Below are 13,755 nucleotides of genomic sequence, written 5' to 3'. Positions count from 1 at the left end.
TCACCACCGTGCCATGGCCGCTCGCCCCTCAGAGCAAGCGCCGTTCTCTCTCCAAAACTTTTTGCAGAACCTTCAGCACACTATCTTCCTTCGCGCCCCCCCTCTGTCCTGCCGGACATCTCCCCCTCAAGGGCAGGGCTATCGCAGATGGAAAGCCGAGGCTTTCGCTCTACGACGTACCCCCACCCCTAACCCCTCCCCACAAGGGGGAGGAAGACTTCCGTTGGCGCTGATCTCGGCAAATTGCCTGCCTTTCGGCGCCAAAAGGAGAAGTAAGGGCGCGCGGCAGCGTTCCCTCCCCCTTGTGGGGAGGGTTAGGGTGGGGGTCCATCTTCGTAAGAATCCAAATGCGATTGCCCTGCCCTCAAGGGGGGAGATTGGCAGTTTCAGTTGCCTCGCCAGCCTTCCGGCGTTTGTCATTGGCGAAAGCGGTAGAGCGAATGATCTCCCCCCTCGAGGGGGGAGATGTACGGCAGGACAGAGGGGGGCGCGCCAGAGCGCGGCCTGGAATGTTAAACTACGTCCGCACGAACCCCTCGCTGGCCCTCAGCAAATTGCGCGTATAATCTTTGGTGACACGGCGTTCGACAAGATCGTCCGCGGTCAGATTCTCCATCGCCTCGCCGTTCTGCATCACCATCAGCCGTTCGCACATGTGGGTGATGATGGCTAGGTCGTGGCTGACCATCAGGAAGGTCAGCTTGCGGCGGCGCCTGATCTCTTCCAGCAGGTTCAGCACCTCCGCCTGCACCGAAGCGTCGAGCGCCGAGGTCGGCTCGTCGAGCAGCAGGATCGACGGTTCCAGAATCAGGGCGCGGGCGATCGCCACGCGCTGGCGCTGACCGCCGGACAATTGATGCGAATAGCGAAAACGGAACCCGGTGCCGAGGCCGACCTCGTCGAGTGCCCGCTGGATGCGCTTTTCGCCGTCGGCGAAGCCGTGAATGGCGAGCGGCTCCTGCAGCAGGCGGTCGACGGTCTGGCGCGGGTGCAGCGAACCGTACGGGTCCTGGAAGACCATCTGCACCTCGCGGTAGAACGCCTTGTCGCGACGCGCGCCGAGCGTTTTGCCGTTGACCGCGATGGTGCCTGATACGGCCGGCGCCAGGCCGGCGATTGCCCTGAGCAACGTCGACTTGCCGGAGCCGGACTCGCCGACCAGGCCGAAGGATTCACCGGATTCGACCTCGAGGCTGACGCCTTTCAACGCGCGGAAGCGGTCGAAGACCACCTCCAGCCTGTCGACGGAAAGGGCTGCCGTCATGCTGCCCACTCCGGCTTGCGGTCGAGCACCGGCAGCGGGTGACGGTCGGCGCCGATCTTGGGCATGCAGTTGAGCAGGCCGCGCGTATAGGGATGCTGGGCGCGGCCGAGCTCCGAGGCTTTGAGCTGTTCGACCACCTTGCCGGCATACATGACGATGACACGATCACAGAAGGACGAGACCAGGCGCAGATCGTGCGAGATGAAGATCAGCCCCATGCCGCGCTCGCTGACCAGCCGGTCGAGGATGCCGAGCACGTCGAGCTGGACAGTGACGTCGAGTGCCGAGGTCGGCTCGTCGGCGATCATCATTTCCGGCCCGGCGATCAGCATCATGGCGATCATGGCGCGCTGGCCCATGCCGCCGGAAACCTCGTGCGGATGCAGGTCGAAGACACGGGCCGGATCGCGGATCTGCACAGCCTCCAGCATGGCCAGCGCGCGGTCGCGGGCTTCGGCCTTGGAGACTTTCTCATGCGTGCGCAGCGTCTCGACGATCTGGCGGCCGATGCTCATCACCGGGTCGAGCGAATATTTCGGATCCTGCAGGATCATGGCGATACGCTTGCCGCGCAGCGCGCGGCGCTCGCGCGGCGAGGCGGCCAGCAGGTCGATGCCGTCAAAAGCGAGCGTCTTCGCGGTCACCTCGGCCTGCGGCGGGGTGACGCCCATGATGGCGCGGCCGGTCTGCGACTTGCCCGAACCGCTCTCGCCAACAATGCCGAGCCGCTCGCGGCCGAGCGAGAAGGAGACGCCGCGCACCGCCTCGATCAGGCCGGTGCGCGTCGGGAAGGTAACGCGCAGGTCGTTGACTTCGAGAAGCGTGCTCATTGGTCGCCACTCATTGGTCGCCACTTCGGGGATCGAGCGCGTCGCGCAGTCCGTCGCCGAGCAGGTTGAAGCCGAGGCTGACGATGAGGATGGCAAAGCCCGGAGCACCCGCCACCCACCACTGGTCGAGCACGAAGCGGCGGCCCGACGCGATCATCGCGCCCCATTCGGGCAGCGGCGGCTGCGCGCCGAGGCCGAGGAAGCCGAGGCCGGCCGCGGTCAGGATGATGCCGGCCATGTCGAGCGTCACCCTGATGATCAGCGAGGAGATGCAGAGCGGCATGATGTGGCGAAGCACGATGCGAAACGGCGAGGCGCCCATCAATTGCACCGCCTTGATGTAATCGGAATTGCGCACCGTCAGCGTTTCGGCGCGGGCAATGCGGGCATAGGGCGGCCACGAGGTGATGGCGATGGCAAGCACGGCATTTTCGATGCCAGGGCCGAGCGCGGCAACAAAGGCCAGCGCCAGGATCAGCTTCGGAAAGGCGAGAAAGATGTCGGTGATGCGCATCAGGATCGCATCGGTCCAGCCGCCGGCGTAACCGGCGACGGTGCCGACCAGCAAGCCGATGGGCGCGGCGATAATGGCAACCAGAATGACAACGTAGAGTGTCCAGCGCGAGCCGAAGATGATGCGCGAATAGATATCGCGGCCGAGATCGTCGGTGCCGAACCAGTGCGCCGCACTCGGCGCCAGGAGCCGCGAGCCCTTGAGGTCGCCGAATGTCGGCGAATAGGGCGCCAGCACATCGGCGAATGCCGCGACCACCAGCAGGGCAACGATGATGAGCAGGCCGGCAAACGCCAGCCGGTTGGCGGAAAAGCGCCGCCACGCCACATAGGCGCGGCCGAGCCTCGCCTGCACGCGCGACGCTGGCCGCTCGCTGAGCAGCCAGTCGCGGCGGGTTTGAATCGCTTCCGTGCTCATCCTGTCTTGGTCCTCATCCTGCCTTGGTCCTTGGATCGAGCAGCCGGTAGAGCAGGTCGGAGAATAGATTGATGGCGATGAAGACCGAGCCGATGATGATCGTGCCGCCGAGCACGGCATTCATGTCGGCGTTCTGCAGCGAGTTGGTGATGTAGAGGCCGATGCCCGGCCACGAAAACACTGTCTCGGTCAGCACCGAGCCTTCGAGCAGCCCGGCATAGGACAGAGCGATCACCGTGACCATCGGCACCGCGGCGTTGCGCAGCGCGTGACCCCAGATGATGCGCGTTTCCGACAGGCCCTTGGCGCGCGCTGCGACGATGTATTCCTGGGTGAGTTCGTTCAGCATGAACGAGCGCGTCATGCGGCTGATGTAGGCGAGCGAGAAATAGCCGAGTAGCGAGGCCGGCAGGATGATGTGGCGGAAGGCATCGGCAAATACGTCCCACTGCCGCTGCCAGAGTGCATCGAGCAGATAAAAGCCGGTAATCGGCGTGAAGGTGTATTCGTAGACGACGTCGAGCCGGCCGGGGAAGGCGACCCATTGCAGCTTGGCGTAGAACAGCACCAGCGCCAGCAGCCCCAGCCAGAAGATCGGCACGGAATAGCCGACAAGGCCGATGATGCGCACGATCTGGTCGATGACGCTGCCGCGCCGCACGGCGGCCAGCACGCCAAGCGGCACGCCGATCACCGAACCGATCAATGTTCCCAACGTCGCCAGTTCGAGCGTCGCCGGAAAGGCGCGGCGGATATCGGTCATCACCGGATTGGTGGTCAGCACCGAGGTGCCGAAATCACCGTTCAGGGCATGTTTGACATAGATGTAGAACTGCTCGACCAGCGGCAGGTCGAGGCCCATCTCGCGGCGCGTTCGTTCGACGACGTTGGCCGGCGCCCGGTCGCCGAGCACCGCCAACACCGGGTCGATCGGGATCACGCGGCCGATGAAGAAGGTCACCGCGAGCAGACCGAGATAGGTCGTTATCGCGATGACCAGGAACCGGGCGATAGATGAGGCCACGGCAACGGCGCGGGCGCCGCCGCGCCCTGCCGTCACCTCGCTTTCAGCCACACTCATACGGCGCGTCCGCCGGCGTCACTCCCCGGCATCACTCTTTCGAGACGGGGCCGACGAAGTTGGTGTCGAAGCTCGGGCCGAGCGCAAAGCCCTTGAGGTTCTTGCGCAGGCCGGCCACTTCCAGCTGCTGGTGGATGATGACGAAGGGGCTGGTATCGAGGATCTTCTTCTCGAGATCCTGGTACATTGCGGCGCGCTTGGCCGCGTCCTTCTCGAGCAGGGCGGCTTCGGTCTGCTTGGTCAAGTCCGGGATGTCCCAGGCGTTGCGCCAGGCCAGCGTCTTGGTCTTGCCTTCATCCGAATTGTCGGGGTTGCTGGCGAAGGTCTGGGCGTTGGAGTTCGGATCGAAATAATCCTGGCCCCACTGGCCGATATAGATGTCGTGGTTGCGGGCGCGGTATTTGGTCAGCGTCTGCTTGCCGTCGCCGGGGATGATCTCCAGCTTGATGCCGGCCTGTCCCAGCGTCTGCTGGATCGATTCCGCCATGCCCGTCGTCGGCTGCCCGGTACGCACGTCCATGGTGACGCTGAAGCCGTCGGCGAGGCCGGCCTTGGCGAGCAGTTCCTTGGCCTTGGCGACGTCGAACTTGAACGGGTTCTCGTCCAGTTCGCCGAGCACGCCCTTGGGCAGGAAGGTCTGGTGGATCTCGCCGATGCCCTTGAGGATGGTCGTGCTCAAGGCGTCGTAGTCGACGAGATATTTGAAAGCCTGGCGAACCTCGGGCTTGGCGAGGTTCGGGTTCTTCTGGTTGAGGCTGATGTAATAGACCGTGCCCTTCGGCGCGCTGGTGGTGGTGAGGTCGGCATTCTTGGCAATGGCATCAAGGTCGTTCGGCTCGAGATTGCGGGCGACGTCGATATCGCCGGCTTCGAGCGCCAGGCGCTGGCCCGAGCTTTCCTTCATATTGCGATAGATGACGCGGGCAAGCTTGGCTTTTTCGCCGTAGTAATTGTCGTTGCGCTCAAGGACGACGGCCTCGTTGGCCCGCCATTCGCGCATTTTGAAGGCACCGGAGCCGGCATAGCCGGTCTTCAGCCAGGCGTTGCCGAAATCATTGTCCCATTTGTAGTCGGCGCTCGGGGTGACCGCAGCGACATGCTCCTTGACCAGCTTGGCGTCGACGACCGAAGCGACGGTCGCCGAAAGGCAGTTCAAGACGAAGCTCGGCGCATAGGCCTTGTCGACGGTGAACTGGAACGTCGTGTCATCAACGGCCTTGGCCTTCTCGGTGACGTTGCCGCCATCGATACCGAACTGGCCGATAATAAAGGCCGGGCTCTTGTCGAGCTTGATGGCGCGCTCGAACGAATAGGCGACGTCGGCCGCCGTGATCGGATTGCCGGAGGCGAATTTGAGGCCGGGCTTGAGCTTGAATGTGTAGGTCAGGCCGTCGTCGGAGACGCTCCAGCTTTCGGCGAGATCGCCCTTGACCTTGGATGTGTCGCTGAGGTCGAGGCGTACCAGAAGATCATAGGTGTTGCCGGTGACCTCTGCGGTCGACAATTCGAATGCTTCGCCCGGATCCATGGTGATGATGTCGTCGATGGCGAAACCCTCGACCAGCGTGTCGGCGGGCGTGACCGCGAAGGCAGGCGCAACGGCCAGAAGCAGCGCGGACATGGCCGCGCCCGCGAGCAAGAAGCGGGAGCGTAGAGCAAACTTTTCCATCATCATTTTAACTGTTCCCTGTTTTTGTTGACCTGAGTTCCCGGCTCAGGGTTGTGGCATTTCTTGCCGCGTCGAACGGTGATCCCCGGACCGTTGTCTTGGCAATTTTTTGTGCGGTTCCGGTTCACCATATCCGGCGGTTTCGAGCGCGGCAACGAGCATTTGCAGAACGGTCGATTGGGCCAGACCGGCGGTGCGAAAATCCGGCTATTTCAGCGCGGTAACCAGGTCGGCGTCGGGAAAGCAGGTAGCGGAACGGCCGTTGCTGGCCTGCCATTTGCCGATCGAGCGGCGCGTCTTGAAGCCAGGCAGGCCGTCGGCGCTGCCGACATCGTAGCCCTTAGCTTCCAGCGCCCGCTGCAGGGCGGCGATGTCGGAGCGGTAGAGCCCGCCGACCGCGCCCCAATTGCCCGAGAAATTGCTGTCGCCATGGGCGATGCGATCGGCGCCATGGCCGATGAACAGGGCATAGAGATCGCTGGTGTTATACTGCTTCAGCACATAGAAATTGGGGGTGACGATGAAGGCCGGGCCGCTACGCCCGGCCGGCATCAAAAGAAAGCCCTCGGCTTTCAGTTCGCTCGCCGGGAACGGTTTACCCGACACACGCCTGATGCCCATATCAGCCCACTGGGAAATCTTCTTGCCCTGGTCCGGACCTTCGAGCGAGCACGAGACGCTGTCCGGCACAGTCACCTCGAAGCCCCAGCCGCGGCCCCTGACCCAGCCATAATGGACGAGATAATTGGCGATCGATGCCAGTATATCGGGCGTCGAATTCCAGATGTCGGTGCGGCCGTCGCCGTCGAAATCGACGGCATGCTTGAGGAACGATGTCGGCATGAACTGCGGCTGGCCAAGCGCGCCTGCCCAAGACGATTTCATCGCGCCGACCGGGGCAAGCCCGCGCTCGACGATCGCGAGCGCAGCCAAGAGCTCGGTGCGGAAGAATTCCTTCTTGGTCGACATGAACGCCTTGGTGCCCAGCACCTCGAAGGCGTCATAAGGCATCTTCGCCGCGCCGAAGCCGCTCTCGCGGCCCCAGATCGCCAGCAGCACTTCGCCAGGCGCGCCGTAGCGTTTCTCGATCGCGGCAAGAGTCCTAGCGTTGGTCGCCTCGCGGGTGCGGCCGCCGGCGGTCACCGTTCGGATTATCTTTTCAGCGAAATAGGCGCCCGGCGAACCGAACTCGGCCTGATGCTGCTTCTGCGGCGTCGTCGCCTTCTCGCCCGGCTTCACCAGGTCGGGCAGCTTCAGGTTCGGCTTGACGCCTTCGAAGGCGGCATCGAAGGTTTTCCTGGAGATGCCTTTGGCCTTGGCTTCGGGCCAGAGGTCGTTGCCAAGCCAGGCGCGGAACTGGTCGTCGATTTTTGCGGCGGAGACCGGGGTGGCGAGGATCAACCCAAGTAGGGCTGCTAGAAACGAGAGGCAGGCTAGTGTGCGAGGTCGGCGTTCTGTCGCGCCCCCCTCTGTCCTGCCGGACATCTCCCCCACTTGGGGGGAGATTGGCAGCTTCGATTTCTGCTCCAGCCTTGCACCGTTGAAGATTGGCGAAAGCCAGCGCGACAGCCAATCTCCCCCCTTGAGGGGGAGATGTCCGGCAGGACAGAGGGGGGCGCGACAGAATGCAATCATCACAGAAGCACCCTTCCCGCCGCTCGCCTCAAAACACCGTCCGCGAGCGCAGTGCGGCGGCCAGCGTGCCTTCGTCGAGATAATCGAGTTCGCCGCCGACCGGAACACCGTGCGCCAGGCGCGTCACCTTGATGTCGAAGCCGGAAAGCTGGTCGGTGAGGTAGTGCGCGGTGGTCTGGCCCTCGACCGTGGCGTTGACGGCGAGGATCACTTCCTTGACTTCGCCGCCGGCGACGCGATCGACCAGCGAACGGATGTTTAGCTCATCAGGACCAATGCCGTCGAGCGGCGACAGCGTACCGCCGAGCACATGGTAGCGCACGTTCATGGCTGTCGCCCGCTCCAGCGCCCAAAGGTCGGCCACGTCCTCGACGACGATGAGCGTAGTGGGGTCGCGGCGGGGGTCGGTGCAGATCATGCATGGATCTGAGGTATCGACATTGCCGCAGGTCGAGCAGATGCGCACCTTGTCGACCGCCTCGCCCATGGCGGCGGCGAGCGGCGCCAGCAACTGTTCCTTCTTCTTGATGAGGTGGAGCGCGGCGCGGCGTGCCGAACGCGGACCGAGCCCCGGCACCTTGGCCAGCAGCTGGATCAGGCGTTCGATCTCGGGACCGGCGATTCGCTTCGACATCGCACCGGTTTAGGATTTTTCCGCACGCTTTGGAACTCTGCTGAGGCGGGCGACCGGGCAATCGCTTCAGGCTTGAATTCGCCCGTCACCCTTTTCCGGGCGTTGGCGCTGCCCCTCACCCGCCTGCCGGCGACCTCTCCCCGTATAGTGACGGGGAGAGGAACGCTCTTATCGACGGTTTCGCCAATCATCATCGTTGCAGAATGTACGCCAGGATTGCGGCCGTCCCCCTTCTCCCCGTCACTATACGGGGAGAAGTGCCCGGCAGGGCGATGAGGGGCGGCGCCGACTCCACGTATTTGTCTGTCCGAAGCGACTGCAAGCCACTAGGGCCGTCAGTTTTCTTCCAGTGGCCGGGTCTGGCCGGCGATCATCGCGCCGATGGCGTCGGTGTTCTCGGGCGTCGCCTCGAACGACATTGTCGGCTCTGCCGGCGCGGCCTGGAAGGAGGTGACAGGCCGCTCGCTCACGGTTCCGCCAAAACGGGCCGCATCCGGCTCCTGCATTGGTTCCTGCAGCGCCACAAGCATCGGCTTCTCCGGTGTCGCCCTCGCCGCGGTTGCCATCCCGGCAGTCACCCTTGTCTGCTTTGCCGGCAGCGATGCCGCGGCGGTCACATAGGTCGCTTTGGCGAATGTCGGCTTGGCGCTGCGTGCCGGCTCCGCCGAGGCGACAAGTATGGCCTGAGCGGCAGGCGCTTGCGGCTTGGCCTGGGCCATGGCGACCACCGGTTCGTCCGGCAGCGGCTGCCAGTTGCGGCCGCGCTTTTCATAGAAGGCATTGCCGCCGGCGACCATGGTGTAGTGCATGTTCTTGTAGGGGAAGCGCAGGCCGGCGGTGTGGAAGAACATGGTGTTCTTCAGCTTGGCTTTGCGCTCGCCCTTGAGCACCGCCTCGGCGGCTTCCTCGACGTCGGGCATCGCCTTCGAATTCATCGGCCGTGTCATGACGCCCGGCGCGAACTGCCCGCGCTCGCCGACGACCTGGCAGATGGTGTTGCCGTGATTGCCGGACCGCAGCCGGTTCATCACCACCGTGCCGACCGCAATCATGCCGTCACGGCTCGACCGGTTGGACTCGAAGAACATTGCCCGCTCCAGGCACTCCTTTTCCTTCGGCGTGGAATTGTAGGAGCGCGAGCTCAGGAAACTCGGCGTAATAGCATCGGTCAGGCTGGACATGCCGTGCGAGGCGGTCTGACTGCAAGCGGCCAAAAACAGCGGCGAGATAACGACGCCGAGCCGCAACGGCGTCTTCCATCGGGTAGAGATCAACAGGTGTCCCCTCAATTCTGCTGCCAGCCCGCCTCTGGTTGCGGCAAGAATGAGACACTTTCAGGCAAAAAGATGGCTAAAGCGTTATTAAGTGTGGGGAGTTGCCTAATAGACACAGCTGGCGGTAGAGCGAGCACTGGGCCGCTGCACTCTTCGGCCACTGTAACGGCATACCGATTGACTAGCGCGTCGCGTTCGACCGGCCTCATGCGACGCGCTTTAGGTTCTTGTTTTGATGCATGTCGTTATCGCAAAACCGCTGCACACTTTTGCGCGACATGCAGTAGCCTTAGAACGGCAGTTTCATTCCCGGCGGGATCGGTAGGCCCGCGGTCAGCGCCCTGGTCTTCTCCTGCATGATCTGCTCGACCTTGGTCCTGGCGTCGTTGTGGGCAGCGAGAAGCAGGTCCTCGAGAATCTCGACCTCGTCTTCCTTGAACAGCGACGGGTCGATCTTCAGCGACTTCATCTCGAATTTGCCGGTCAGCGTGACGCTGACCAGGCCGCCGCCGGCCTGCCCGGTGGCTTCCAGCGTGGCGATCTCATCCTGCATGGCCTGGAACTTGGCCTGCATTTCCTTTGCCTTGCCCATCATGCCGAGAAGGTCTTTCATCGCACGGTCCTTTGCAGCTGGTGCTGGTTGTTTCAGGTTTCGTCGTCGTCGGCCGGCGGCTCGACCGGCACGTCGGCCTCGTCGGCTTCCGGCGCGTCGGGAATGCGCACGTCGATGATCTTGGCGCCGGGAAAGCGCGCCAGGATGGCGGCGACCGTCGGGTCGCTCTTGGCATCGAGGAAGGCGTTTTCGCGCTTTGTCGATTCCAGCTCGGCCAAGGTCTGGCCGCCCTCTTCCTTCGACAGCGACACCAGCCAGTTGCGGCCGGTCCAGGCGCGCAGCTTGGCGGTCAAATCGTTGAGCAACATCTTCGGCGCATCGTCGGTCAGGCTGACGTCGATACGACCGGGCTCGACGCGCACCAGGCGCACGCAACGCTTCACCAACACCTTGAAGGCCATGTCGCGCTGGGCGTCGGCAAGGGCGACAATGTCGGCCAGCGATTTCACCGGCACCGGCGGCGCCTCGACCGCCGGCTCCGGCGGAGTAACGAAGTTGGTCGGCACCGGCTCGGCCTCGACCAGACGCATTGTCTGGGCGCCGCCATTGGCCATCGGCATCCGCGCCTGCGCCACGGCGCCGGCACCACCGCTTGCAGGCGCATGGTTTGCGGGGCCGGGGCTTGCCGGCGTGCCATTCACGCGCGGCGCAGTGCCCGGCAGGGTACCGCCGTTCTCCAGCGATTTCAGCGCCTCGTCCAGCGTCGGCAGGTCGGCGGCATGGGCCAGCCGGATCAGCACCATCTCGGCGGCGCTGACCGGGCGGTTGGAGGTCTGCACCTCGGGAATACCTTTCAAGAGCATCTGCCACGTCCGCGACAGCACCTTGACCGACAGCATGCTGGCGAAATCGGCGCCGCGCCGGCGCTCGTCCTCGGACAGCGAGGCGTCGTCGATGGCAGCCGGCACGAAACGCAGACGGGTGACCAGATGGTTGAACTCGGCAAGGTCGGTCAGCACCGCGGCAGGATCGGCGCCGGTATCGTACTGGGCACGGAATTCGGCAAGTGCGGCGGCGACGTCGCCCTTCATGACATGTTCGAACAGGTCGACGATGCGGGCACGGTCGGCAAGGCCGAGCATAGCACGCACCGCTTCGGCGCTGACCGCGCCGCCGCCATGGGCGATCGCCTGGTCGAGGATCGACTGCGCATCGCGCATCGAGCCTTCGGCCGCGCGCGCGATCATCGCCAGCGCATCGTCTTCGACTTCGATGCCCTCCAGACCGGCTATCCTGGCAAGGTCGGCCTTGATCATTGCCGCATCGATGCGCCTGAGGTCGAAACGCTGGCAGCGCGACAGGACGGTGATCGGCACCTTGCGGATTTCGGTGGTGGCGAAGATGAACTTGACGTGCGGCGGCGGCTCTTCCAGCGTCTTCAGCAGGCCGTTGAAGGCCTGGTTGGAAAGCATGTGCACTTCGTCGATGATGTAGACCTTGTAGCGCGCCGACACCGGGGCGTAGCGCACACGCTCGATGATGTCCCTGATGTCGTCGATGCCGGTATGCGAGGCGGCGTCCATCTCGATGACGTCGACATGCCGGCCTTCCATGATCGCCTGGCAATGCTCGCCGAGCACGGCAAGGTCGACGGACGGCTGGTCGACGGTCGATGTTTTGTAGTTCAGGGCCCGCGCGAGTATGCGCGCGGTCGTCGTCTTGCCGACGCCACGCACGCCGGTCAGCATCCAGGCCTGGGCGATGCGGCCGGTGGCAAAGGCATTGGTCAACGTGCGGACCATCGGCTCCTGGCCGATCAGTTCGGAGAAATTCGACGGTCGGTATTTGCGCGCCAGCACGCGGTAGGCGGCAGGCTTGTCCAATTTCCCGGCCTCGTTTCCGGCTTCGCTCATTCGCCCGTTAAGCTCCAAGGGCTGCCACTGGAGGCGGCCGATTCCTGCGCATAGTTTCGCCCGCTCGGCTTGGCGCCGTCAATGTCAGGGCAAAAGGCGAAGAGGCGGGAGGCTGGAACAATGACCCGTTCCGGGCTCGTTAGGGCTGCTTCCTTCCGGACCTGACCCGGTTGGCGAGTGGACCGTCCACCACCAACCTCCCAGCCTCCATATCGGCAATCCGGCGATGAAATGCAAGTGCGGATGATAGGGGCCTTGAGCGACGGCGAAAGCTGAAACCAAAAACCCGCCTCGGCGGGCGGGTCGTTGGTGCGAATAATCACCATAGCGAAATTAGTAGCATAGCTGCCGGCACAAAGCAAGAACAAAATGTGGCCGCGATCAAAATCGTCGACCTCGGCGGGGCAGCGCCAACCTGATGCAATTTGCCCGGGCCCTCACTTCTTCGCGCACAATCAGCGCCGCGACGGCCAATGTTGGTTGCTGCCCCTTGCGGCCCTTCGGAAGCCGCTCTAGCGTCGATGGAGTTCAAAAAACGTCAAAAAGTGAGGGAAACGCCGATGCTGCCGGGCCTCAAGGCCGGATTCACGCTTGACGCCCAGCTGGAAGCCGACAGCGAACAGTTGATGTGGCTCGGCCTGTGCGAATTGCGCGTCATGAACGACCGCCGCTGGCCATGGCTGCTGCTGGTGCCGCAGCGGCCGGGCATCGAGGAAATCCACGACATGACGCCGCTGGACCAGGCGATGCTGACCTTCGAGACCAACATGGTGGCGCTGGCGCTGAAGCGGGTGACCGGCTGCACCAAGATCAACACCGGCGCACTCGGCAACATCGTGCGCCAGTTGCATGTACACGTCATTGCGCGCTCGGAAGGCGATCCCGGCTGGCCCGGCCCGGTGTGGGGGCACGGCCTGCGCGAGCCCTATCAGCGCTCCGACCTTCGCAAGTTTGCGGAAAAGATCAAGGCAGCGCTATAAGCCTCTCCCGTGTCCACCTTGAACCTTCCCGAGTCTGCATGAGCTTTCGCCTGTTTGACGCGCCCTTGCGCGAGCCGAGCCAGTTCGTCGGCTTCGCCGGCAACATTATCGACCGGCAGTCCGAAAACCGCGCCGACGATTCCGTCGAAAAGGCACTCGCCGATCCCTCGGCGCGGCTTTTGCTGATGCGTGGCGGCCGGCTCTATTTGAAGCTTGCGCAAGGCGCATTCGACCCCTGGTTCGGCGTGGCCGAATGCCGACCGCTCGAAGCGTCGCTCGAAAACGGCGTCCTGCTCGGTTTTTCCGAAAGCGGCCCGGTGCTGGCGGTGCCGGCCGGGGTCGAGCCCGAGCAGCTTCCCGAGACGATCAAGGCGATCGACTATCGCTCGGTCTATATGCAGGGGCTGATCGACGAAGCGGCGGCCGGCGCGCTGGCGCAAGGGGCGGCGCTGCTCGCCTGGCATGCCAGCCATCGCTTCTGCAGCAAATGCGGCACCGAAGCCGAGATGCGGGCGGGCGGTTACAAGCGGCATTGCCCGGCCTGCGGTACGGAGCACTTTCCGCGCACCGACCCGGTGGCGATCATGCTGACGGCAACACGCGAAAAATGCCTGCTCGGCCGCGGCCGGCATTTCGGGCCCGGCATGTATTCGGCGCTCGCCGGTTTCATCGAGCCGGGCGAGACGATCGAGGCGGCGGTGCGCCGCGAAACGCTGGAGGAAGCCGGCATCCGGCTAGGCCGTGTCGTCTACCACGCCAGCCAGCCCTGGCCGTTTCCCTATTCGCTGATGATCGGCTGCTTCGGCGAACCGCTCAACGACGATATCCAGCCCGACCTCAACGAGCTGGAAGATTGCCGCTGGTTCTTTCGCGACGAGGTGCTCTTGATGCTGGCCCGCGAGCATCCGGGCGGCCTGATGACACCGCCGAAGGGGGCGATCGCCTATAACCTCATCCGCGCCTGGGCTGACAGCGCGTGACACGAAGATAT

At 63.9% G+C, this 13,755-nt stretch carries 12 protein-coding genes and 1 other RNA gene; 2 read left to right on the top strand and 11 right to left on the bottom strand.

Annotation, left to right across the window (positions count from 1 at the left end; genetic code table 11):
* Nucleotides 1-517: 517 nt before the first annotated feature.
* From NKI16_RS10370 to ffs, 11 genes are all read right to left on the bottom strand, one after another.
* Nucleotides 518-1,264 (bottom strand): ABC transporter ATP-binding protein, encoded by a 747-nt coding sequence (locus tag NKI16_RS10370; RefSeq protein ID WP_352757564.1) that lies wholly within the window; start codon nucleotides 1,262-1,264, stop codon nucleotides 518-520.
* The gene (locus NKI16_RS10365; RefSeq protein ID WP_023676876.1) at nucleotides 1,261-2,094 is read right to left on the bottom strand and encodes an ABC transporter ATP-binding protein; all 834 of its coding nucleotides are present in this window, start codon (nucleotides 2,092-2,094) and stop codon (nucleotides 1,261-1,263) included. Before NKI16_RS10365 ends, NKI16_RS10370 begins: the two co-directional genes overlap by 4 nt.
* A gap of 10 nt (nucleotides 2,095-2,104) precedes the next feature.
* Complete coding sequence (nikC, locus tag NKI16_RS10360) at nucleotides 2,105-3,025, bottom strand: nickel transporter permease (protein WP_352448584.1); 921 nt, start codon at nucleotides 3,023-3,025, stop codon at nucleotides 2,105-2,107.
* A 13-nt stretch (nucleotides 3,026-3,038) separates the two neighbouring features.
* Nucleotides 3,039-4,106, bottom strand: coding sequence for an ABC transporter permease (locus tag NKI16_RS10355; protein ID WP_023676874.1), 1,068 nt, complete (start codon nucleotides 4,104-4,106; stop codon nucleotides 3,039-3,041).
* 31 nt (nucleotides 4,107-4,137) lie between these two features.
* Nucleotides 4,138-5,781: an ABC transporter substrate-binding protein gene (locus NKI16_RS10350; RefSeq protein WP_352570314.1), complete on the bottom strand. Its 1,644-nt coding sequence runs from the start codon at nucleotides 5,779-5,781 to the stop codon at nucleotides 4,138-4,140.
* Between the two features lie 201 nt (nucleotides 5,782-5,982).
* Nucleotides 5,983-7,260 carry a lytic murein transglycosylase gene (locus NKI16_RS10345; protein WP_352757565.1) on the bottom strand — a complete coding sequence of 426 codons (1,278 nt, stop codon included), beginning with the start codon at nucleotides 7,258-7,260 and terminating at the stop codon, nucleotides 5,983-5,985.
* Nucleotides 7,261-7,438: 178 nt separating this feature from the next.
* A complete protein-coding gene (gene recR, locus NKI16_RS10340) occupies nucleotides 7,439-8,044 on the bottom strand; it encodes a recombination mediator RecR (RefSeq protein ID WP_352448580.1) in 606 nt (201 codons plus the stop codon).
* 335 nt (nucleotides 8,045-8,379) lie between these two features.
* Nucleotides 8,380-9,318 carry a cell wall hydrolase gene (locus NKI16_RS10335; protein ID WP_352570310.1) on the bottom strand — a complete coding sequence of 313 codons (939 nt, stop codon included), beginning with the start codon at nucleotides 9,316-9,318 and terminating at the stop codon, nucleotides 8,380-8,382.
* 289 nt (nucleotides 9,319-9,607) lie between these two features.
* The gene (locus NKI16_RS10330; RefSeq protein ID WP_023676870.1) at nucleotides 9,608-9,931 is read right to left on the bottom strand and encodes a YbaB/EbfC family nucleoid-associated protein; all 324 of its coding nucleotides are present in this window, start codon (nucleotides 9,929-9,931) and stop codon (nucleotides 9,608-9,610) included.
* Nucleotides 9,932-9,963: 32 nt separating this feature from the next.
* Complete coding sequence (locus NKI16_RS10325; protein WP_352570308.1) at nucleotides 9,964-11,784, bottom strand: DNA polymerase III subunit gamma/tau; 1,821 nt, start codon at nucleotides 11,782-11,784, stop codon at nucleotides 9,964-9,966.
* Nucleotides 11,785-11,888: 104 nt separating this feature from the next.
* An RNA gene (ffs, locus tag NKI16_RS10320) (signal recognition particle sRNA small type) lies at nucleotides 11,889-11,985 on the bottom strand.
* A 359-nt stretch (nucleotides 11,986-12,344) separates the two neighbouring features.
* Between ffs and NKI16_RS10315 the strand changes: the two genes are divergently transcribed.
* Both NKI16_RS10315 and nudC read left to right on the top strand, forming a co-directional pair.
* A complete protein-coding gene (locus tag NKI16_RS10315; protein WP_023676868.1) occupies nucleotides 12,345-12,764 on the top strand; it encodes an HIT family protein in 420 nt (139 codons plus the stop codon).
* 38 nt (nucleotides 12,765-12,802) lie between these two features.
* Nucleotides 12,803-13,744, top strand: coding sequence for an NAD(+) diphosphatase (gene nudC / locus NKI16_RS10310; RefSeq protein WP_352570306.1), 942 nt, complete (start codon nucleotides 12,803-12,805; stop codon nucleotides 13,742-13,744).
* The last annotated feature ends 11 nt before the right edge of the window (nucleotides 13,745-13,755 follow it).

It is taken from the genome of Mesorhizobium sp. M0698, from assembly GCF_040320455.1.
Taxonomy (GTDB): domain Bacteria; phylum Pseudomonadota; class Alphaproteobacteria; order Rhizobiales; family Rhizobiaceae; genus Mesorhizobium.
Note: the sequence above shows the minus strand (reverse complement) of the source record. Positions and strands in the feature narration are given on the sequence as shown.